General features: G+C 67.8%; 18 protein-coding genes. 8 read left to right on the plus strand and 10 right to left on the minus strand.

Going from position 1 to position 18,833, the window contains the following annotated elements; all coding sequences use genetic code 11:
• Positions 1-12: 12 nt before the first annotated feature.
• Positions 13-2,433: a protein kinase domain-containing protein gene (locus tag AB7P10_RS04760; RefSeq protein ID WP_428292692.1), complete on the minus strand. Its 2,421-nt coding sequence runs from the start codon at positions 2,431-2,433 to the stop codon at positions 13-15.
• Positions 2,434-2,458: 25 nt separating this feature from the next.
• Positions 2,459-3,445 carry an NADPH:quinone oxidoreductase family protein gene (locus AB7P10_RS04765; RefSeq protein ID WP_428292693.1) on the minus strand — a complete coding sequence of 329 codons (987 nt, stop codon included), beginning with the start codon at positions 3,443-3,445 and terminating at the stop codon, positions 2,459-2,461.
• Positions 3,446-3,569: 124 nt separating this feature from the next.
• On the opposite strand from AB7P10_RS04765, the gene surE reads away from it, so the two are divergent.
• The 5 genes from surE to rlmD all read left to right on the plus strand — a co-directional run bounded on the left by surE (position 3,570) and on the right by rlmD (position 8,577).
• A complete protein-coding gene (gene surE, locus AB7P10_RS04770) occupies positions 3,570-4,373 on the plus strand; it encodes a 5'/3'-nucleotidase SurE (RefSeq protein WP_428292694.1) in 804 nt (267 codons plus the stop codon).
• The gene (locus AB7P10_RS04775; RefSeq protein WP_428292695.1) at positions 4,370-5,197 is read left to right on the plus strand and encodes a protein-L-isoaspartate(D-aspartate) O-methyltransferase; all 828 of its coding nucleotides are present in this window, start codon (positions 4,370-4,372) and stop codon (positions 5,195-5,197) included. The genes surE and AB7P10_RS04775 overlap by 4 nt, the downstream gene beginning before the upstream one ends.
• A gap of 166 nt (positions 5,198-5,363) precedes the next feature.
• Complete coding sequence (locus tag AB7P10_RS04780) at positions 5,364-6,194, plus strand: peptidoglycan DD-metalloendopeptidase family protein (protein WP_428292826.1); 831 nt, start codon at positions 5,364-5,366, stop codon at positions 6,192-6,194.
• Positions 6,195-6,282: 88 nt separating this feature from the next.
• The gene (locus AB7P10_RS04785; protein WP_428292696.1) at positions 6,283-7,068 is read left to right on the plus strand and encodes a 3'-5' exonuclease; all 786 of its coding nucleotides are present in this window, start codon (positions 6,283-6,285) and stop codon (positions 7,066-7,068) included.
• A 12-nt stretch (positions 7,069-7,080) separates the two neighbouring features.
• The gene (gene rlmD / locus AB7P10_RS04790) at positions 7,081-8,577 is read left to right on the plus strand and encodes a 23S rRNA (uracil(1939)-C(5))-methyltransferase RlmD (RefSeq protein ID WP_428292697.1); all 1,497 of its coding nucleotides are present in this window, start codon (positions 7,081-7,083) and stop codon (positions 8,575-8,577) included.
• A 6-nt stretch (positions 8,578-8,583) separates the two neighbouring features.
• Here the strand turns inward: rlmD and AB7P10_RS04795 are convergent, their stop codons facing one another.
• Both AB7P10_RS04795 and AB7P10_RS04800 read right to left on the minus strand, forming a co-directional pair.
• The gene (locus AB7P10_RS04795; protein WP_428292698.1) at positions 8,584-8,922 is read right to left on the minus strand and encodes a hypothetical protein; all 339 of its coding nucleotides are present in this window, start codon (positions 8,920-8,922) and stop codon (positions 8,584-8,586) included.
• Between the two features lie 143 nt (positions 8,923-9,065).
• Positions 9,066-9,761 (minus strand): Bax inhibitor-1 family protein, encoded by a 696-nt coding sequence (locus AB7P10_RS04800; RefSeq protein ID WP_428292699.1) that lies wholly within the window; start codon positions 9,759-9,761, stop codon positions 9,066-9,068.
• A gap of 242 nt (positions 9,762-10,003) precedes the next feature.
• Here AB7P10_RS04800 and AB7P10_RS04805 point away from each other — a divergent pair, with 242 nt between their 5' ends.
• Positions 10,004-10,411 carry a GlcG/HbpS family heme-binding protein gene (locus tag AB7P10_RS04805; RefSeq protein WP_428292700.1) on the plus strand — a complete coding sequence of 136 codons (408 nt, stop codon included), beginning with the start codon at positions 10,004-10,006 and terminating at the stop codon, positions 10,409-10,411.
• 127 nt (positions 10,412-10,538) lie between these two features.
• Here the strand turns inward: AB7P10_RS04805 and hemP are convergent, their stop codons facing one another.
• The 6 genes from hemP to AB7P10_RS04835 form a co-directional block, all read right to left on the minus strand.
• Positions 10,539-10,742, minus strand: a complete 204-nt coding sequence (gene hemP / locus AB7P10_RS04810) for a hemin uptake protein HemP (RefSeq protein WP_428292701.1) — start codon at positions 10,740-10,742, stop codon at positions 10,539-10,541.
• Positions 10,739-11,149 (minus strand): ExbD/TolR family protein, encoded by a 411-nt coding sequence (locus tag AB7P10_RS04815; RefSeq protein ID WP_428292702.1) that lies wholly within the window; start codon positions 11,147-11,149, stop codon positions 10,739-10,741. Before AB7P10_RS04815 ends, hemP begins: the two co-directional genes overlap by 4 nt.
• An 11-nt stretch (positions 11,150-11,160) precedes the next feature.
• A complete protein-coding gene (locus AB7P10_RS04820) occupies positions 11,161-11,916 on the minus strand; it encodes a MotA/TolQ/ExbB proton channel family protein (RefSeq protein ID WP_428292703.1) in 756 nt (251 codons plus the stop codon).
• A gap of 25 nt (positions 11,917-11,941) precedes the next feature.
• Positions 11,942-12,637 (minus strand): energy transducer TonB, encoded by a 696-nt coding sequence (locus tag AB7P10_RS04825; protein ID WP_428292827.1) that lies wholly within the window; start codon positions 12,635-12,637, stop codon positions 11,942-11,944.
• A gap of 322 nt (positions 12,638-12,959) precedes the next feature.
• Positions 12,960-13,655 (minus strand): response regulator, encoded by a 696-nt coding sequence (locus AB7P10_RS04830; RefSeq protein WP_428292704.1) that lies wholly within the window; start codon positions 13,653-13,655, stop codon positions 12,960-12,962.
• Positions 13,648-15,162: an ATP-binding protein gene (locus AB7P10_RS04835; protein WP_428292705.1), complete on the minus strand. Its 1,515-nt coding sequence runs from the start codon at positions 15,160-15,162 to the stop codon at positions 13,648-13,650. Before AB7P10_RS04835 ends, AB7P10_RS04830 begins: the two co-directional genes overlap by 8 nt.
• A 109-nt stretch (positions 15,163-15,271) precedes the next feature.
• Here AB7P10_RS04835 and AB7P10_RS04840 point away from each other — a divergent pair, with 109 nt between their 5' ends.
• Positions 15,272-16,822, plus strand: coding sequence for an efflux RND transporter periplasmic adaptor subunit (locus AB7P10_RS04840; RefSeq protein WP_428292706.1), 1,551 nt, complete (start codon positions 15,272-15,274; stop codon positions 16,820-16,822).
• Positions 16,819-18,828, plus strand: coding sequence for a MacB family efflux pump subunit (locus AB7P10_RS04845; RefSeq protein WP_428292707.1), 2,010 nt, complete (start codon positions 16,819-16,821; stop codon positions 18,826-18,828). Before AB7P10_RS04840 ends, AB7P10_RS04845 begins: the two co-directional genes overlap by 4 nt.
• The last annotated feature ends 5 nt before the right edge of the window (positions 18,829-18,833 follow it).

Raw genomic sequence — 18,833 nt, forward strand, 5'->3', positions numbered from 1 at the left:
CGGCCCCGCGACTCAGTGCCGCGACTGGCGAAACGCCATCACCGCCTGGTTGCGCAGCGTCTTGAGCAAGGCAAGTTCCTTTTCATCGAGCGCGATGTCGGACGCGCTGGCCTTGTCGGCATAGATCAGCCCGAAGGGCGCGCCCTTGATCTGCAAGGGCAGCAACAGGAAGGCCGGTGCGTTGATCTGGCTGCGGTACCAGACCGGCAGCCGTTGCGCGACGGACGACACGCGGGCGTCGCGGATCAGTGTGTCCAGCCCTTTGTTGCACACCATGCCGAAGAGGTCTTGCGCGTCCTTGAGGGGCACCTGGAACAGCTGTGCGACGGACGTGGCGTCCTCGCCCAGGCCAAACCGCCCGGTCAGCCTGTGGCTGCCGGCGTCGCGCAGGCACAGCAACACGCGCCGGAAACCCAGGGCGCGGTACATGGTTTCCAGCACCATGCGGAGCACGTCGTTGAGCTCGACGTCTTCGACCATGGCGTTGGTGATGTCCTGGATGCCGGTGGCCAGCAGCTCGGCCGATACCGCGTGCGGCATCGCCGGGGTGTCCGTGCTGGGGGATGCCTGCGCTTCCGGGGGCCTGGCCGTCAGCGCGTGGGGTTGCAGGGCATCCACGGGCGCGGGCTTCGCGGAAGAGGGTCGCAGCAAGCGGGCGGCCGGTGAATCGGCAGCCACCTGCAAACCCATGGCTTCAGCGGTCTGGGCCAGCCTCTCGCGCGCGGCCAGCGCCACGGTCTGGATGTGCCTGTCCTCCAGCCCGAGCCCGTGGGCGTAGCGGGCGCACAGGCGTGCAAGCTCGCGCGCCTGGGCCTCACCCTCTTTGTGCAGGAAGGCATCGGCCAGTTCGTTGGACGCCAGGCACAGCCAGCGCAGGCGTTCCTCGGGTTCGGCAGGCGGGCGCGCCGGAGGGCTTCCAAGGGGTTTGTGCATCAGGCGCTGGATGCTGGCGGGCATGTCCCACACGCGCGCCACGCCCAGGCCCAGGTCTTCGCAGGTCATGCCGAGCACACCCAGGGCGGCGACGTCCTCGCTCTTGCCCGCGGTCATCGCCTGGCGGATCAGCTGGGCTTCTTCAGGGAAGTAGAACTCCGTGAGCAGCCGACCCAGGTTCTGGAACAGCGAGCCGATGAACACCTCTTCGCCCTCGCGCGAGACGGCACACAGGTCGCTGGCGAGCGAGCCGGCCAGCAGCGCGCGCAGGAATTCGGCCTTGAGCAGGTTGGCGTGCGCCTTGTTCTGCATGTGTTCGAGCAGCACCAGGCTCATGGCGATGTTGCGGATGCCGACGAAGCCGATCAGGCTGACCGCGCGCGAGACCGTGCTGATGCTGCCGCCACCGGCGTGAGCGAACTGCGCCGTGTTGACCAGGCGCAGCACCTTGTTGGTGAGTGCCACGTCCTTGAGGATTTCGCTGGTCAGCGAATTCAGGCTTTCGTTCTCCGATGCGGCCATGCTCTGCACGCGCCCGATGGACTCGGACATGGCCGGGAAATCGCTCCGGTGGCGCATGCGCCGCAGCAGGAAGCCCAGCGTGGCGTGGCTGCCTTGCGGCGCAGGCGTGAGGGTGTTTTCTGGCTGTTGCTGGCCCTGCCAGTCGCGCAGCGCCTGTGCAAAGGCCTGAGCACTTTCGACGCGCAGCCGCGCGTCGCGCGCGAGGCCGCGCATGAGCACGCTGCGCAGCGCGTCGTCCACCTCGTGCACGCCATCCGCGGGCAGGGCAAGGTCTTCGTGCGTGACGCGATGGATTGCGTGCAAGGGGTCCCGCCCATCCACCAGCGGCTTGCCGAACAGCATTTCGGCGAGCACGAGCGCGGCGCAGAACACGTCGCTCACCGCGGCCACGCCTTGTCCCCTGGCGGCCTCGGGAGAGAGATAGCCGGGCGTGCCCTGTACGTTGCGGGCGCCTTCGTCCGCGGCGCCCATGCGCGCGGCCATGGCGAAGTCGGTCACCCAGGGGCGGAGGGCGCGGTCGAGCAGGATGTTGGAGGGCTTGAGATTGCGGTGCACCACCCCGGCCGCGTGGGCCGCCTGCAGCGCCTCGAGCACCGGGATCATGAGGTTGACCGCGTCCGTGGGGTGCAGGGCTCCGTCGCTCTGCAAGTGACCGGCCAGCGTCTGGTCCGTCACATGCTCGAACACCAGCGCCGGTCGGCCGTCAATGACGTCGGCTTCGACCAGCGTGGCGATGTGTGGGTGTGAAAGGCGGCCCACCTGGCGCGCCAGGCTCAGCCAGGCTTCCACCTTGGCGCTGCTGCCCGGTTGCGGTGACGCCAGCACCTTGATGACGACCAGCCGATCGAGCCGGGAGTCGTGCGCGAGCCAGACCGTGGAATGTGGGCCCTGGCCCAGCATCTGGCGCAGTTCGTACCGGCCCAGGTACTTTGCATGGGCGGGACGGTTGCTGGCGTTGGAGGGTGGCGTGGCGTTCACATGGCTCCGGCGGGGTTCAAAGGCGTCAGTTGACCATGACCAGCTTGCCCCTGACCGAGCGCGAGCCCATGATGGCGTAGGCCTTGTGCAGTTCGCTCATGGGCAGGGTCTGGTCGATCACCGGTTTGACCTGGCCCTTGGCGTACATCTCGGCCAGGGTCTGCATCATCTGCGCATTGGCCTTGGGCTCGCGGCGCGCGAAATCACCCCAGAACACGCCCACGATGCTCGCGCCCTTGAGCAAGGTGAGGTTCAGCGGAAGGGCCGGGATGGGGCCGCTGGCAAAGCCCACCACCAGATAGCGTCCGCGCCAGGCGATGGAGCGGAACGCCGGTTCGGCGAAGTCACCGCCGACCGGGTCGTAAATCACGTCCGGGCCCTTGCCGTCGGTGAGCTGCTTGATCGCATCGCGCAGGCCTTCCTTCGGTGTGTGCACGCTGTAGTTGATGGTCGCGTCCGCACCGAGCTGCTTGCACAGTTCGCACTTCTCGTCGCTTGAAGCCGCGGCGATCACGCGCGCGCCGGCCGCCTTGGCAATCTGGATCGCTGCCGTGCCCACGCCGCCGGCCGCGCCCAGCACGAGCACCGTCTCACCGGCCTTGAGCGCGGCGCGGTCCATCAGTGCGTGCCAGGAGGTGGCGTAGATCATGATGAAGGCCGCGGCGTCCACGGCGGGGAAGCCTGCTGGCAGCGGCATGCACAGCGCGGCCGGGGCAATGGTGTGCGTGCCGAAGCCGCCCGTGCCGCTGAGGCAGGCCACGCGCTGGCCCACCTGCAGGTGCTTCACGCCATCGCCCACGGCGCGCACCACGCCGGCATATTCGGAACCGGGCACAAAGGGCAGGGCGGGCTTCATCTGGTACTTGTTCTGCACGATGAGCAGGTCGGGAAAGTTCAGGCTCGCGGCCTCGATCTCGATCAGCGCCTCGCCGGCCTTGGGCTCGGGCGTGGGCAATTCCTTCCAGCTCAGGGCCTCGACGCCCACAGGGTTTTCGCAGAGCCAGGCATGCATGGTGGATTCCTCGTTCGGGTTGTCGGAAAGTTTTCCATGATAGGCAGCCAGGCACGCTTGCCGCAGCGGGTTGTCCCGCTGCTTGTCACGGGCGAGACCCCCCGATCCACCTAGAATTGCCGCAATGAAAATTCTCATCTCCAACGACGACGGTTATCAGGCGCCGGGCATCGTGGCGTTGTACGAGGCCCTCAAGGGCCTGGCCGAGGTGGAGGTGGTGGCCCCGGAGCACAACAACAGCGCCAAGTCCAACGCGCTGTCGCTGCATTCGCCGTTGTACGTGCACACCGCACACAACGGTTTTCGCTATGTGAACGGCACACCGGCCGACTGCGTGCACATTGCGCTCACCGGCCTGCTGGGCTACCGGCCCGACCTGGTGGTCTCGGGCATCAACAACGGCGCCAACATGGGCGACGACACCATTTACTCCGGCACCGTGGGGGCCGCGATGGAGGGATATCTCTTCGGCATTCCGGCCATTGCTTTTTCGCAGACCGAGAAGGGCTGGGCGCATCTGGATGCGGCGGGCGCCATGGCGGCTCGGCTCGTCTCGCAATTGCTGCCCTCGCTGCAGGATGGGCCACCGGACCAGCCCTGGCTGCTCAATGTCAACATCCCCAGTCGGCCGCTGGCCGACATTCGCGGCTTCAAGGTGGCGCGCCTGGGGCGGCGCCACGCGGCCGAGCAGGTGATCTCGCAGACCAACCCGCGCGGTGACACCATGTACTGGATCGGCAGCGCCGGCAAGGCCAAGGACGATGCGGAGGGCACCGATTTCCACGCCTCGCTGCAGGGCTATGCGACCATCACCCCGTTGCAGGTCGATCTGACCGATCACGATCGCCTGGCCTACTGGGCGCCCACCGCGGCCCGGATGTCGGTCCCGTCGCAAGCCGCTGGTGCAGCCGAGGGCGGCGCTTCGTGAAGCCCCGGCCAGGATTTCCCGCGCGGATGCCGGGGACGGATCGCACGCCCCCGTCCACGCCGCGAGGCGCGGCCCAGCCGCTCGCGCGTGTCGCTTCGAGAAGCCCCGCCGCACCGCACGCGCCGCCGCCCCAGGCCGCGCTGCGGGGGGCCCGGTCCGCGCCGATGCCGACGGGCGTCGGCATGGAGTCGCAGGCGGTGCGCGCCGCCATGGTGCGCAAGATCCAGGGGCAAGGTGTGACGCATCCGGGGGTGCTGGCCGCCCTGCAGGCGGTGGAACGCCATCGCTTCGTCGACACCGCGCTGGTCAACCAGGCCTACGAGGACACCAGCCTGCCCATTGGTCTCGGTCAGACCATCTCCAAGCCCGGTGTCGTTGCCCGCATGCTGGAACTGCTCTGCCAGGGGCGCACCGAAAAGCTGGGCAGGGTGCTGGAGATCGGTACCGGCTGCGGCTACCAGGCCGCCTTGCTGAGCCATCTGGCGCGCGAGGTCTACAGCATCGAACGGCTCAAGGGCCTGCACGAGAAAGCGCGCGCGAACCTTCGCTGGTTTCGCCTGTCCAATCTGCACCTGCTGTTCGGTGACGGCATGGTGGGCTATGCCAGGGGTGCGCCTTACGCCGGCATCATCGCGGCTGCCGGTGGCAACGACATTCCGGCGGCCTGGATCGACCAGTTGGCCGTGGGCGGTCGTCTGGTGGCGCCGGCGGTGACGGTGGCCGGGCGCCAGAACCTCGTGGTGATCGACAAGACCGCTGCCGGCATCGTCCGTACAGAGCTGGAGGCCGTGCTCTTTGTGCCTCTAAAATCGGGTGTCGCATGACGTTGCGGCCGTACAGCACGGCGCAGCGTGTCTATTTCGGAACCCTGGCTGTATCTGTCGCCAGGGTGGCCAGCCATTCGTGGGAGTTTTCATGAACGAACGAGTTTTCCATTGCGTGGGTGTGCCCCGCACGCCTGGGCGACCTGCCTGGCATGGCGGGGTGGCCATGTCGGTGCTGGCCGTGCTGATGATCACGGCCGGTTGTTCCACCACCCGGGTGGCCGGCCCGGCCCCGGTGGAAGACCGCGGTGGCGCCATGGCGCGCCCGGCCGACTTGCCGCCCCTTCCAGGAGCGGAGAATGCCGGCAAGGTCGGCTACTACACCGTCAAGCCGGGCGATACCCTGTTCCGCATCGCCCTGGAGAGCGGCCAGAACTGGCGCGACGTGCAGGCCTGGAACAATCTGCCCAACCCGAACGCCCTGGAAGTGGGACAGGTGCTGCGTGTGCTGCCGCCCACCAACGGGACTGCCGCCGCGGCTCCCGCCGCGCCCAGCGGCCCATCGACCAGCCCGGTTGCCAGTCCGGGGGTGGTTTCGCGTCCGCTGACTGAAAGCTCGCCACCACCGCCAGTGGCTTCCAACTCGCCGTCGACACCGCCTGCGCCACCACCGGCACCGGTGGGCGCTGATGAGCTCACCTTCGTGTGGCCTGCGCAGGGCGCGGTGATCACGCCCTTTGACGAAGCCAACAACAAGGGCGTGTCGATCGCCGGCAAGGTGGGTGACCCGGTGGTGGCCGCGGCCGATGGCCGCGTGGTCTACGCTGGAGCGGGGCTGCGCGGTTACGGCAACCTGATCATCCTCAAGCACAACAACACCTACCTCACCGCCTATGCGCACAACCAGGCGCTGCTGGTGCGCGAGGATCAGGCCGTTCGCCAGGGTCAGAAGATCGCCGAGATGGGCAGCAGCGACACCGATCGCGTGAAGCTGCACTTCGAGGTGCGCCGGCTGGGCAAGCCCGTTGATCCAATCGGTCATCTGCCCAAGCGCTGACGGCTGTTGAGCGTCGGGCGTTCGGCGTTGAGCGCTGAGGCCCCCGCGTCACCCCTGGCTCAAGGCAAGCGCCAATCGCTCGACACCCATGTCCTGGCCTGTTCTCGTCTTCGACATCGAGTCCATCCCCGACGTTGAAGGCCTGCGCGCCCTTCGCGATGCTCCGGCTGATCACAGCGACGAGCAGGTCCACGCGGCCTGGCTGGCCGAGCGAAAGGAAAAGGGCCAGAGCGATTTCATGCCGCTGCATCTGCAGCGCGTGCTGGTCATCAGCTGCGTGTTCCGCAACGCCGAGGGCCTGCGCATCCATTCCTTCGTGGACCGCGACGGCCAGAGCGAAGGCAAGGTGGTGCAAAGCTTCTTTCACGCGGTCGAGAAACACACGCCGCAACTGGTGAGTTGGAACGGTGGGGGTTTTGATCTGCCGGTGCTGCACTACCGCGGCCTGCGCCATGGCGTGGAAGCCAGCAAGTACTGGGACATGGGCGAGGACGACCGCGAGTTCAAGTGGAACAACTACATCGGTCGGTACCACATGCGGCACCTCGACCTGATGGACCTGCTGGCGATGTACTCGCCGAAGAACAACGCGCCGCTGGACGCCATGGCCAAGCTCTGCGGCTTTCCCGGCAAGCTCGGCATGGACGGTTCGCAGGTGTATGCGCAGTACCTCGCCGGTCAGACGGATGACATCCGGCGTTATTGCGAGACGGACGTGATGAACACCTATCTCGTCTACTGCCGCTTCCAGAAGATGCGCGGCGGCTTCACCGAGGCCGAATACGGGCAGGAAATCGCGATGGTGAGGGAGACACTGGGCGACCTGGCGCGCACCGAATCGCACTGGGGCGAATATCTCAAGGCCTGGGCCTGAGACAATCGCTGGATGACAGCGTCATCCACCTACGAAAACAGCCTTCTCACCACCGCCAGCGCGCCCCAGACCGATCCGGATGCCGCCCCAGCCTTGCCTGATGGCTGGCTGGCAGTGGAATCCCTCGACATTGATGCCCAGGGCATCGCCCACCGACCCGATGGCAAGGTAGTGTTCATCGAAGGGGCCCTGCCGTTCGAGCAGGTCAGCGTGAACGTGCACCGCAAGAAGAACAACTGGGAGGCCGGCACCGTGACAGCGGTGCACCGCGAGTCCTCCCAGCGCGTGCGACCCGGCTGTCCGCATTTCGGCCTGCACGCAGGCGCGTGCGGCGGCTGCAAGATGCAGCACCTGCACGAGGCCGCGCAGGTTGCGGTCAAGCAGCGTGTGCTGGAAGACAACCTCTGGCACCTCGGCAAGGTCCGGGCCGAGACCCTGCTGCGCCCGATCGAGGGCCCGGCGTGGGGCTACCGCTACCGCGCCCGCCTGTCGGTGCGCTACGTGCACAAGAAAGGCGAAGTGCTGATCGGTTTCCACGAACGCAAGAGCCGCTACGTGGCCGACATGCGGGTCTGCCCGGTGCTCCCTGCCCACGTGAGCGCGATGCTCGTGCCCCTGCGCTCGATGATTTTCGACATGGATGCCCGCGAGACCTGTCCACAGATCGAACTGGCCTGCGGCGATGACGTGACCGCGCTGGTGCTGCGCCATCTCGAACCCTTGAGCGACGATGATCTGGCACGCCTGCGGGCCTTCGGTGCGCAGCACGGCGTGCAATGGTGGCTGCAGGCCAAGGGGCCGGACACGGTGAAGTTGCTGGACGAGGGTGGGCCGGCGCTGTCATACGCCTTGCCCGAGTTCGGCATTCACATGCCGTTCAGGCCGACCGACTTCACGCAGGTCAATCCCTTCATCAACCGCGTGCTGGTGGCCCGTGCCCTGCGCCTGCTGGATGCCCAGGCGCACGAGCGGGTGATCGACTGGTTCTGCGGCCTGGGCAACTTCACCTTGCCGATCGCGACCACGGCGGCGGAGGTGTTGGGCATTGAAGGCAGCGAGACCCTGGTGGCGCGCTCGCGCGAGAACCTGGCGAGCAATCAGGCCGCGCGCCGACAGCATCTGGCGCCCACGTCATTCGCCGCGCGCAACCTGTTCGAGATGACGCCCGTGCAGCTCGTGGGCGATGGCGTGGCGCACAAATGGCTGGTCGATCCACCGCGGGAAGGCGCGTTCGCGCTGGCCAAGGCGCTGGCCGATCTGCACCAGAACCCTGCGCAGCGTGGCGCCTGGGTGCCGCCCGGGCGCATCGTCTACGTGAGCTGCAATCCGGCCACGCTGGCGCGGGACGCGGGCCTGCTGGTGCACCAGGCCGGTTACCGTTGCGTGGCTGCGGGGGTGGTCAACATGTTCGCGCACACCGCGCATGTGGAAAGCATGGCGGTGTTCGAGCTGGATGCGGCACGTGAGCCGGGCGCCGGCCTGGCCGCGACTGCGGATGGCGTTGCCTGAGCCGGCTCAGGACTTCTGCGAAGCACCGCCGGACTTGCCGGCTTCGGCCGCCGCGGGCGTTTCGCCCGCCTCGGGTTCGGCGGGCATGCCGACCACCGCGTTGTCGCGCATGTACTGGTCCATCTCGCGCCAGCCGGCGAACACGGCGGCCTTGCCCGCGCGAGGATAGGCGCCAAAGCAGTCCTCGATGCTGCGCACCGCATGGCGGCAGGCGCTGCCGATGGCCTTGCCCTCGGCTTCCTTCTTCGCATTGATCTGCGTGGCCGTTTCGATGCCCAGGGCCTCGCAGCCGGCCAGCAGGCTGGCGGCAGACACGAGGCAGAGGGTCAGGGCGGTGTGTCGCATGGCTGTTCGGGTCGGTTCACACCTGTTTCGGCGGTTCGCGGCCGAACTTGACGCCTTGCGCCATAAAAAATCATGGCACTGGCAACAGGCAAAGAAAAAGGACCCGGAGGTCCTTTTTCGTCTCTGGAGCGGAACAGGCCCGCTTACTCGCGGTCGCCGCCGAACAGGCCCAGCAGCATCAGCAGGCTCTGGAAAATGTTGAACAGGCTCAGGTACAGGCCCAGGGTGGCGGTGATGTAGTTGGTTTCGCCGCCGTCGACGATGCGCTTGAGGTCGTACAGCAGATAGAGGCTGAACACCATGATGGCCAGGGTGGCGATCACGGCCATGCCCGCCGGGCTGCCCACGAACACGTTGATGATCGCGCCCACCATGATGGCCAGGGCACCGACGAAGAGCCATTTGCCCATGCCGGAGAGGTCGCGCTTGATCACGGTCGAGAGGTTGGCCATGATGAAGAACACGCCGGCCGTGCCACCGAAGGCGGTCATGATCAGGCTCGAGCCGTTGGAGAAGCCCAGCACCATGGCCAGCAGGCGCGAGAGCATCAGGCCCATGAAGAAGGTGAACGCCAGCAGCACCGGCACGCCGGCGGCCGAGTTCTTGGTCTTCTCGATCGCGAACATGAAGCCAAAGGCGCCACCCAGGAAGACGATCAGGCCCATGCCACCCGTCAACCCGGCGGTGATGCCGGTCTGCACGCCGATCCAGGCGCCCAGCACGGTCGGCAGCATGGACAGGGCCAGCAGCCAGTAGGTGTTGCGCATGACTTTGTTGCGCAGTGCATCGGAAGAGACGGCGGTGCCGAAGCGGCCGCTGGTCTGTACGTGGTCGGTCATGGTGGTGATCTCCTTCATCATCTGACGCCTTGAGCCGGTCGCTGCGCGTCGGAATGACGCGCAACCGGCGAGCTTGCATTGTAGGGGGCAGAATCGACGGGCGTTTGCGGAACAGGCCTTTCTGGTCAGGGCACTTGTGACTGGCAGGTTGCCAATGCACGCGTTATCGTTCCCGCATCGCGCCGGCGCGTTCAAGCTCCGGCCTGCAATGCCACTCTGATTCACCATTTAGGACCAAGTTCATGAAAAACAAGGCAGTTCTGGAAATCGCCGACGTCAAACTCATTGCCGCAGCGGCCGAAGCCGAGGCGCTGAAGAACCACTGGGCGGTCACGATCGCCATCGTCGACGATGGCGGGCACTTGCTGTGGCTGCAGCGCCTGGACGGCGCAGCCGCCATTTCGTCGCACATCGCGCCCGCCAAGGCCCACACCGCCGCCATGGGCCGGCGCGAGAGCAAGGTCTACGAGGACGTGATCAACCAGGGCCGCACCTCATTCCTGAGCGCGCCCCTGCTGGCCGGCATGCTGGAGGGTGGTGTGCCGATCATGAAGGACGGCCAGTGCATCGGCGCGGTGGGTGTGAGCGGCGTGAAGTCGACCGAGGACGCCCAGATCGCGCGGGCCGGCATCGCGGCCATCGGCCTCTGATTCGCGGGGAAAAAATGCCTGGCTACCGGGGCAAGATGCCCCCTGGCTGGCCAAAAACGACGCACGGGGAGGTGTGATCCCCGGGTCGCCCCACGATGAAGAACCGGTTGGTGGCGGTATGCCCCGTCTACTTGGTGAGGATCAGCTTGCCCTGGCGCGTGGTTTGCAGCCGGTAGAGCGATCCGTTGTGGTCGATGGCCACCGCCTTCTGGCCGCGCAGCAATTCGGCGCTGGGCAGCACCGGGACGACCGGCGCAACGACCCCGGGGGTGTCGGTCGCGGGCGCGTCGCTTGCCGCAGGTTCCTGGCGAGGGGTGGGCGTGGCGTTCATGGCGCGGGCTCGGTGATGAAGCCGATCTTGCGCACGCCGCTGCGTTGTGCCGTGGCCATGGCCTGTGCCACGCGTTCGTAGCGCACCGCCTTGTCCCCCCGGATGTGCAACTCGGGCTGGGGCTCCTGCGCCGCGGCCGCCTGCAACCGGGCAGCGAAGTCGGCATCGTCCACGCGCTGGTCGTTCCAGAAATAGGTGCCCTCTGCATCCACCGACAGGCGGATGTTGTCCGGCTTGTCCAGCACCTTCTCCATGCTGGCCTGCGGCAGTTCGATGTTGACCGCGTGCTTGATCACCGGCACCGTGATGATGAAGATGATCAGCAGCACCAGCATCACGTCGATGAACGGGATCATGTTGATCTCGCTCATCACTTCGTCGCCGTCCTGTTGGGTTCCGATGGCCATGGCGTGACTCCTCAGGAGGCTTTCTTCATCGGCAGAACCTTGCCGTCGGGGGTGCTGGTGCTCACACGGGCGCCGGTCACGAAGTAGGCGTGCAGGTCGTGCGCGAAGCGGTTGAGCTGGTGGCTGATGCCCTTGTTGCCGCGCACCAGGGCGTTGTAGCCCAGCACGGCGGGGATCGCGACCAGCAGGCCCAGCGCGGTCATGATCAGTGCCTCTCCGATCGGGCCGGCCACACGATCGATGCTGACCTGGCCGGCCGCACCGATGCCCAGCAGGGCGTGGTAAATCCCCCAGACGGTGCCGAACAGGCCCACGAATGGCGCGGTGGACGCCACCGACGCCAGCACCGAGAGGCCGCTCTGCGAGCGGGCGGTGAAGTCGTCCACGCTCTTGCGCAGCGAGCGTTCGACCCAGTCGCTCACGTCCAGGCTGTCGTGCAGCTGGCGCTGGGGCGGGCTGCCGTTGTGGCCATCCTTGTGCAGGATGTGGCGCGTGGCTTCGCGACCTTCCAGGGCCGCGGCGCGAAACGGGTTGCCCTCGGTGGAGGAGCCCAGCTTGTCCAGCCCTTCGGCGAAATCGACGCTGTGCCAGAAGCCCTCCACGGCCTTGGCCTGGGCGCGCTGGGCACGCTGGTCGAGCGCCTTCCACAGGATGATGATCCAGGTGGCGAGCGACATCACCAGCAGCACGATGGCCACCGAGCGGGTGACCCAGTCGCCTTGCGACCAGACGTGGGCGAGGCCTGTTGATGCGATTTGCGGATCCATGATTCTGTGACTCCAGGGGAAAGGTTTATTCCAGAACGAAATTGATGGGGATGTTGAACCACATGGCTTCAGCGACCCCGGCGCGCTTGCCGGGCACATAGCGCCAGCGCAGCACGGTTTGCAGGGCGGTCTGGTCCAGTCGGTCGTAGCCACTGGACGTGCGGATCTCGGCCTTGCTGGCCGTGCCATCGGTTTCGATGAACACGCGCACCACGACCTTGCCCTGCTCACCCATGCGTTTCGACAGGGGCGGGTAGGGCGGGCGCGGGTTGTTGAGGTAGTCGGCGCTGCTGGAAGGCAGTTCGATTCGAGGGGGCGCTGGTGGCGCTGGTGGAGCGGGCGGCGCAGGCGCTGGCGTGGGCGCGCTCACGACCACGGGTGGCGCGGGCTCAGGGGGTGCGACGACCGGGGCCACCGGGGAGGGTTCGGGTTGCAGCACGGGCTGGGGCACCGGCTCGGGCCGCGCGACAGGTCGGGGCTTCGGCCTGGGTTTGGGCGGTTGCACGACCGGCGCCGGCGGAGGCGGCTCGGGGGTCACCAAGGGTTGCGCGGGTTCGATCATTTCGGCCAGCACCTGGACCGGAATCACCATTTCCACGGCACGGCGCAGCAAACCGGTCTGCAGCGCCCACACGGCCAGCACATGAAAACCCACCACGGCGCCCACCACCAGAATGCGGCGGTTGAGGCGACGCGGTTGCGGGCTGGATGGCGAGGACATGGGGGACGCGAGACTGGCGCTGGCGGAAGGCATGATCGGTGGAGGGTAAACGCTGCGCAACGGGGGCCCGGGCCTGGGTTGAGGCCTTGTTATGAACTACCTGAGTCGAAAAATCCACCACGCGGCGATCAGCATGAACATGAGGCTGGCGCCAAGGAAGGCGAGACCGGTGATCATGAGACTCCTTTCGCTTGAGCGGCGGATGCAGCGTGTGACAGGAACGAGCAGCCATTCTAAACGAGAATCTTTCGCATTCTCATGACGTCACCAAAAAAATGGCCCCATATGGGTTGCCTCGGCGGATGCACCGCTGAGGGTCGTGCTACTCCGGGAGGTCGTACCGGTAGCCGAGGCCGTAGACGGAGTGGATCAGCTCCTGTTCAGGCAGGTGTTCCTGGATCTTGCGGCGCAGCTTCTTGATGTGGCTGTCCACCGTGCGGTCCGAGACGATGCGCTCGTCCTGGTACATCGCGTCCATGAGCTGTTCGCGCGAGAAGATGCGCCCGGGCCGCGCGGCGAGCACCTTGAGCAACTGGTATTCCACGGCGGTCAGGCCCAGATCGTGCCCTGCCAGCGTGGCGCGCCAGGCCGCGTCATCCAGTTTCAGTCCCCCGGGGTTTTCGTCGGCGGGCGCAACGGCATGCGTGCCGCGGCGCAGCACCGCCTTCACGCGGGCGACCACCTCGCGCGGGCTGAAGGGCTTGCAGATGTAGTCGTCGGCGCCGAGCTCCAGGCCGAGCAGCCGGTCGATTTCTTCCACCCGCGCGGTCACCATGATGATGGCCGGTGCCGGCCGGCCAGGCGCGCCGGCGCGCAGGTCCTTGCAGATGTCCAGGCCGCTCTTGCCGGGCAGCATCAGGTCCAGCAGCACGAGATCGACCGGGTTGTGCGCCAGCCAGGCTTCCACCTCGTCGCCGCGCGTGAGGTGGTGCGTGCGAAAGCCCGACTGCGCCAGGTAGTCCAGCAGCACGCCGGCGATCTTGTTCTCGTCCTCGACGATCAGGATGCGCTCAGCCATGGGTCGCCTCCGGGGCCAGGGGCAGCCAGATGTCCCAGCGCAGCCCGCCGAGCGCGCTGGCCGAAGCCCGCATGCGCCCGCCGTGGCCTTCGACGATGGCGCGCGCAATCGCCAGGCCCAGGCCCGAGCCGCCGCTGGCGCTGGCGCGAGACTCGTCCACCCGGTACAGGCGCTCGGTCAGGCGAGGCAGTGCCTCGGGGGGCACGCCCGGCCCCGTGTCTTCCCAGGTGAGCCGGGCCTCGGCGCCTTCGCGGCGCACCTGCACGTGCAAGGTGGCCGGTGTGCTGCTGTAGCGCTGCGTGTTCTGCAGCAGGTTGGACAGCACCTGGTCCAGGCGATCGCCGTCGGCGCGCACTTCCACGCCTTCGTCCAGCTCGCTGCGCACTTGCAGCGCGCGGCCTGGCAGGGCAGCGGTGTCGCCCAGGTGGTGTCTCACGAAGCGGCCCAGGTCGACCGGCGCCAGTCGGTAGTCGAGCGCGCCCAGGTCGGAGAGTGAGAGCAGCCTGAGGTCGTCCACCAGCCGCGTGAGGCGGTGCACCTCCTGTGCGAGCGAATCCAGGTTGGCGCTGTCGGGTCGGCGCACGCCGTCCTGCAGGGCCTCGATCTCGGCGCGCAGCGTGGCCAGTGGCGTGCGCAGTTCGTGCGCGATGTCGGCGATCCACTGCTGGCGCGCCTGCTGCGCCGCCTGCAGCGAGGTGGCCATGTGGTTGAAGGCCAGGGCAAGCTGGGCGAGTTCATCGTGCCCCCGCGCGGGCAGGCGCACGCCGTAGTCGCCCTGGGCAATGGCGGCCGTGCCTTCGCCCAGCACGCGCAGCCGCCGCGAGAGCCAGCGCGCGATCAGCGCCGCGTTGAGCAGCACCGCCGCCAGCATGCCCAGCGCGATGGCGGCGAAGGTGCGGGTCTGCTGCGCGAGGAACACCCGCTCCAGCGAGGTCACCATCTGCAGGCGCGGCACGTAGCCCAGGTAGCCGACCAGGGCGTTGTCCACCCGAATGGGCTTGAGCACGGCCTGCTCGACCCGGTGAGCGGGGCCTATGAGTACCTGCTGAGCGGGGTCGAGCAGCAGCAGCCGCGGGTCGATGGTGAGGGCGGGTGGCACGCGCGGCGCTTCCGGGCCGACTGGCGGGGGTGGCTCGGGTGGGGCGGCCGGCATGTCGCCCGCTGCCGCCGACGGCTCGGCCGCGCGGCGGGGGATACGGCCGGTGCCCAGCACCTCGCGCGAGAGGTCCTGCCAGCGCTGGTGGTCCTGTGCGATCCAGTCCCAATTGCCGTTCTGGCGGTGGCCTTCGGCCAGCCGCACGATCAGGGGCTGCAAGCGGGCCTCGTCGGCCTGGTTCAGGTACTCGACCAGCCCCTTGTCGAAACTCCAGCCGTGGATCAGGTAGGCGGCCATGACCAGCACAACGTTGGCACCCGCAATGGCCAGGAACAGCTTGACGCGCAGGGTGTCGAAGCGCGAGAGCCAGGTGCGGGCGGTGGACGGCGAAGCAGGGCGGTCGTGGGGCATGGTGGGCCAAGACTAAACCCAAATCTTTCAAACTTTGTGCAAGCGCCGGCCTCGCACTTGCGCATTCCTTCCATATTTCTCGGGCAGTATCCAGCCTCATCCAGGGCCCATGCCCATCACGAAGACCAGCGCCATGAACCCAGTCAAAGTCCCCGTTGTCCCTCGCCGCAGCCTCTGGCGGCTGGCTCTGCTCGCGCTGGTGGGGCTGGCGGTGCTGGGCGGCAGCGGGTACGCGTGGTACCGCTGGGGTCCGGGCGCCAGGACCGAGAGCGCCTACATCACCGCCACCGTGCAGCGCGGCGACATCGAAGACCAGGTCAGCGCCACAGGCTCGCTGCAGCCGCGCGACTACGTGGACGTGGGCGCCCAGGTGTCGGGCCAACTGCGCAAGATTCTTGTGGAAGTGGGCAGCGAGGTGAAGGCGGGCGACCTGCTCGCCGAGATCGATGCCGAGACCTCGATGGCGCGTGTGGACGCCAGCCGCGCCCAATTGCGCTCGCAGCAGGCCCAGATGGCCGAGCGCGAACTCACGCTGGCCAAGGCCGAACGCGACCTGCAGCGGCAGAAGAACCTGATGGCCGAGGAAGCCACCACCGCCGAGACCCTGCAGAACGCCGAGACGGCGGTGAAGACCGCGCGCGCGCAGATCCAGTCGCTCAAGGCGTCGATGGAGCAGTTGCGGGCCAGCATGCGGGTGGAAGAGGCCAACCTCAAGTTCACCCGGATCTACGCGCCCATGTCGGGGACCGTGGTGAGCATCACCGCGCGCCAGGGCCAGACGCTCAACACCAACCAGTCCGCGCCCACGCTCATGCGCATTGCCGACCTGTCGGTGATGACGGTGCAGACCCAGGTGTCGGAAGCCGATGTGAGCAAGCTGCGCGGTGGCATGCCGGTGTACTTCACCACGCTGGGCGGGCAGGGCCGGCGCTGGTATGGCGAGCTCAAGAAGATCGAACCCACCCCCACGGTAACCAACAACGTGGTTCTGTACAACGCGCTGTTCGAGGTGCCCAACACCCACCGCAACCTGATGACGCAGATGACGGCCCAGGTGTTCTTCGTGGTGGCCGAGGCCCGGGACGTGCTGGTGGTGCCGATGTCGGCGCTGACGATCCAGCGTGGCGCGCAGGGCACGCCGGGTGGTGCGGGGGGGCGGGGGCCTGATGCGACCCCGTCGACAGCGCAGCCCCCGGACGCCGCGTCACCGGCGGCGCTCAGACCGGTGACCGACGCAGCGCCTTCGGCCAGCGGCGAGCGCCCGCGCATGAGCCGCGAAGCGTTCCAGAACCTGAGCGAGGAAGAGCGCCAACGCCTGCGCGAGCAGCGCCGCAAGCAACGCGAGCAGGCGCAGGCGCCGGCCGGGGGGGCATCGGCCACGGTCAGCAGCGGCATGGCGTCCGGGCCAGGCCGCGTGCCACGCGGGCCGCGCCAGGCCAGGGTGAAAGTCATGCTGGAGAACGGCAGCATTGAGGAGCGCGACGTCACCATCGGCATCAGCAACCGCGTGCACGCCGAGGTGCTCTCGGGCCTGAAGGAGGGTGAGCGCGTGATCGCCGGCACGCGCGAGGCCGAGACGGCGCAGCGCAGCGGCACCGCCTCGCAGGGGGGAGGCCCGCGGCCACTGCCCGCCGGCATGGCCGCCGGGGTGCGTCGATGAGCCAGCTGCCGCGCTCGCCCGAGATTGCAGCGCTGCAGGCCGCGCCGCATGGCCCGGGGGCAGGCGTACCGCTGATCGAGCTCGCCGGCATCACCAAGACCTACCGCAACGGCGACCTGGCGGTCGAGGTGCTGCACGGCATCGACCTGCAGATTTACCCCGGCGAACTGGTGGCCATCATGGGTGCCTCGGGCTCGGGCAAGTCCACGCTCATGAACATCCTGGGCTGCCTGGACAAGCCCACCACCGGCAGCTACCGCTTCATGGGGCGCGATGTGTCCGAGCTGGAGCGCGACGAGCTGGCCGAGCTGCGCCGCGACGCCTTCGGTTTCGTGTTCCAGAGCTACAACCTGATCGCCACCGGCACAGCGGCCGAGAACGTCGAGGTGCCCGCGGTGTATGCCGGCATCCCGCCGGCCGAGCGCCACCAGCGCGCTTCGGAACTGCTGGCCTCGCTGGGCCTGGACGAGCGCATGCACCACCGGCCCAACCAGCTCTCGGGCGGGCAGCAGCAGCGCGTGTCGATCGCGCGCGCGCTCATGAACGGCGGCCGCGTCATCCTGGCCGACGAGCCCACCGGCGCGCTCGACAGCAAGAGCGGTGCCGACGTGATGGTGCTGCTCAAGCAGCTGGCCGAACAGGGCCACACGGTGATCCTGATCACCCACGCCGCCGAGGTGGCCGCGCACGCGCACCGCGTGATCGAGATCAAGGACGGCGAGATCGTGTCCGATCCGGGGCCGCGCCCACCCGAGGGCGCGGCGGCGCAGGCCGCGCAGAACTGGACGCCGCGCGCCGGGCGCATCTCGCACCTGGGCGATGTGGTGGAGGCCGCACGAACCGCTGTGCGCGCGCTGCGCGCCAACGTCTTCCGCGCCATCCTCACGCTGCTGGGCATCGTGATCGGCGTGGCCTCGGTGATCGCCATGCTGGCCATCGGCGACGGCGCCAAGCAGGTGGTGATCGACCGCATCAGCGCCATGGGATCCAACCTGCTGCTGGTGCGACCGGGCGCGCCCAACCAGCGCGGCTTCCAGAACATCGCCACGCTGGTGCTGGCCGACGTGCAGGCGATCGACAAGGAAGTGCCCAACGTGCTCGCGGCCGTGCCCGAGCAAAGCAGCAACGCCACGCTGCGCTTTGGCGAATCCGACTATTCCACCAGCGTGCGCGGCACCTCGTCCAAGTTCCCGATCGCGCGCCAGTGGCCGGTGGCGCGCGGTACCTTCTTCAGCGAGGAGGACGAGGCGGAATACGCCACCGTGGCCGTGCTCGGCCAGACCGTGGCCCGCGCGCTGTTTCCTGACGGGCAGGAACCGCTGGGCAAGTACATCCTGGTCAACAACCTGATCTTCCAGGTGATCGGCGTGATGGGCACGCGCGGTGCCTCGCCCAACGGGGACGACCAGGACGACGTGGTGATGGTGCCGTACGCGACGAGCCAGCTGCGCCTCTCGGGCCAGCGCTACCTGCGCAACGTGACCGTGGCGGTGGACGACGTGAGCCGCATCGACGAGACGCAGTCGGCGGTGGAGTCGCTGCTGGCCGAGCGCCATGGGGTGATCGATTTCCAGATCCGCAACATGGCGTCCATCATCGACTCGGTCACCGAGACCCAGGACACCCTGACCATCCTGCTCGGGTCGATTGCCGCGATCTCTCTGCTGGTGGGCGGCATTGGTGTCATGAACATCATGCTGGTGAGCGTGACCGAGCGCACCCGGGAGATCGGCATCCGCATGGCCACCGGCGCGCGCACGCGCAACATCCTGCAGCAGTTCCTGATCGAGGCGCTGGTGGTTTCCGCGCTGGGTGGCGTCATCGGGGTGGCGATCGGCCTGGGCGTGGCCGGCGTGATCGGCGCCACCGGCACGCCGGTGCAGTTCTCCCTCCTGCCGGTGGTGCTGGCCTTTGGCTGTGCCTTCGCCACCGGCCTGATCTTCGGCTACCTGCCGGCGCGCAAGGCCGCGCGGCTGGACCCGGTGGTGGCCCTGTCTTCCGAATGAATCCG

The organism is Hydrogenophaga sp., assembly GCF_050182545.1.
Classification (GTDB): domain Bacteria; phylum Pseudomonadota; class Gammaproteobacteria; order Burkholderiales; family Burkholderiaceae_C; genus Hydrogenophaga.

Bases quoted from the DNA above. Each gene is read 5' to 3' on its own strand.
- AB7P10_RS04765 (WP_428292693.1), bottom strand. From the start codon at position 3,445: ATGCATGCCTGGCTCTGCGAAAACCCTGTGGGCGTCGAGGCCCTGAGC.
- surE (WP_428292694.1), top strand. From the start codon at position 3,570: ATGAAAATTCTCATCTCCAACGACGACGGTTATCAGGCGCCGGGCATC.
- AB7P10_RS04780 (WP_428292826.1), top strand. From the start codon at position 5,364: ATGTCGGTGCTGGCCGTGCTGATGATCACGGCCGGTTGTTCCACCACC.
- AB7P10_RS04785 (WP_428292696.1), top strand. From the start codon at position 6,283: ATGTCCTGGCCTGTTCTCGTCTTCGACATCGAGTCCATCCCCGACGTT.
- rlmD (WP_428292697.1), top strand. From the start codon at position 7,081: ATGACAGCGTCATCCACCTACGAAAACAGCCTTCTCACCACCGCCAGC.
- AB7P10_RS04795 (WP_428292698.1), bottom strand. From the start codon at position 8,922: ATGCGACACACCGCCCTGACCCTCTGCCTCGTGTCTGCCGCCAGCCTG.
- AB7P10_RS04800 (WP_428292699.1), bottom strand. From the start codon at position 9,761: ATGACCGACCACGTACAGACCAGCGGCCGCTTCGGCACCGCCGTCTCT.
- AB7P10_RS04805 (WP_428292700.1), top strand. From the start codon at position 10,004: ATGAAAAACAAGGCAGTTCTGGAAATCGCCGACGTCAAACTCATTGCC.
- hemP (WP_428292701.1), bottom strand. From the start codon at position 10,742: ATGAACGCCACGCCCACCCCTCGCCAGGAACCTGCGGCAAGCGACGCG.
- AB7P10_RS04815 (WP_428292702.1), bottom strand. From the start codon at position 11,149: ATGGCCATCGGAACCCAACAGGACGGCGACGAAGTGATGAGCGAGATC.
- AB7P10_RS04820 (WP_428292703.1), bottom strand. From the start codon at position 11,916: ATGGATCCGCAAATCGCATCAACAGGCCTCGCCCACGTCTGGTCGCAA.
- AB7P10_RS04825 (WP_428292827.1), bottom strand. From the start codon at position 12,637: ATGTCCTCGCCATCCAGCCCGCAACCGCGTCGCCTCAACCGCCGCATT.
- AB7P10_RS04830 (WP_428292704.1), bottom strand. From the start codon at position 13,655: ATGGCTGAGCGCATCCTGATCGTCGAGGACGAGAACAAGATCGCCGGC.
- AB7P10_RS04835 (WP_428292705.1), bottom strand. From the start codon at position 15,162: ATGCCCCACGACCGCCCTGCTTCGCCGTCCACCGCCCGCACCTGGCTC.
- AB7P10_RS04840 (WP_428292706.1), top strand. From the start codon at position 15,272: ATGCCCATCACGAAGACCAGCGCCATGAACCCAGTCAAAGTCCCCGTT.
- AB7P10_RS04845 (WP_428292707.1), top strand. From the start codon at position 16,819: ATGAGCCAGCTGCCGCGCTCGCCCGAGATTGCAGCGCTGCAGGCCGCG.